Raw genomic sequence first — 939 nt, 5'->3', positions numbered from 1 at the left:
CAAGATTCTGGGCACCCAGCTCAACTTCGCGGGCTCCCCCCGCTACGCCACCGCAGCGCCCACCGCGGGGGCTCAGAAGATTGTCTCCCTTTTCAGCAAGAAGCCTGCCCAGAAGCCCAAGCCCGCTGCGGTATCGTCCTCTTCTCCAGACATCAGCGACGAGCTCGCCAAGTGGTATGGTCCTGACAGGAGGATCTACCTGCCGGATGGGCTGCTGGACCGATCGGAGGTGCCGGAGTACCTCACCGGAGAGGTCCCTGGAGACTATGGCTACGACCCTTTTGGCCTGGGCAAGAAGCCAGAGGACTTCGCCAAGTACCAGGCCTACGAGCTGATCCATGCCAGATGGGCCATGCTCGGTGCCGCTGGCGCTGTCATCCCAGAGGCSTGCAACAAGTTCGGCGCTAACTGYGGCCCYGAGGCYGTCTGGTTCAAGACCGGCGCSCTGCTCCTGGACGGCAACACCCTCARCTAYTTCGGCAACAGCATCCCCATCAACCTGGTGGCSGCCGTGATCGCGGAGGTSRTCCTCGTCGGCGGCGCCGAGTACTACCGGATCAYCAACGGACTGGACCTYGAGGACAAGCTGCACCCCGGTGGSCCCTTCGACCCCCTGGGCYTGGCCAGCGACSCCGACCAGGCCGCCATCCTCAAGGTGAAGGAGATCAAGAACGGCCGGCTSGCCATGTTCTCCATGTTCGCCTTCTTCATCCAGGCCTACGTCACCGGCGAAGGCCCCGTSGAGAACCTCGCCAAGCACCTCAGCGACCCCTTCGGCAACAACCTGCTCACCGTCATCTCCGGCGCCGCCGAGAGGACGCCTAGCCTGTAAGGACGCGCCACAAGCCGCCAGCAATGCCAAGTCATGCGCTGCTGCCGTCTTTGATTTTACCGGGATGCCAAGTCATGCGCTGCTGCCGTCCTTGATTTTACCGGGGA

Annotated in this window: 1 protein-coding gene; it reads left to right on the top strand. The window is 63.2% G+C overall.

What is annotated here, in order from left to right:
* On the top strand, positions 1 to 832 hold an 832-nt coding region (locus tag FWJ25_RS20585; RefSeq protein ID WP_149601856.1), incomplete at its 5' end, for a chlorophyll a/b-binding protein.
* Positions 833 to 939 lie beyond the last annotated feature (107 nt).

The sequence above is a fragment of the Marinobacter salinexigens genome (assembly GCF_008370345.1).
Lineage (GTDB): Bacteria > Pseudomonadota > Gammaproteobacteria > Pseudomonadales > Oleiphilaceae > Marinobacter > Marinobacter salinexigens.
The sequence above is the reverse complement of the archived record's forward strand: the minus strand, read 5'-3'. Positions and strand labels throughout refer to the sequence as shown.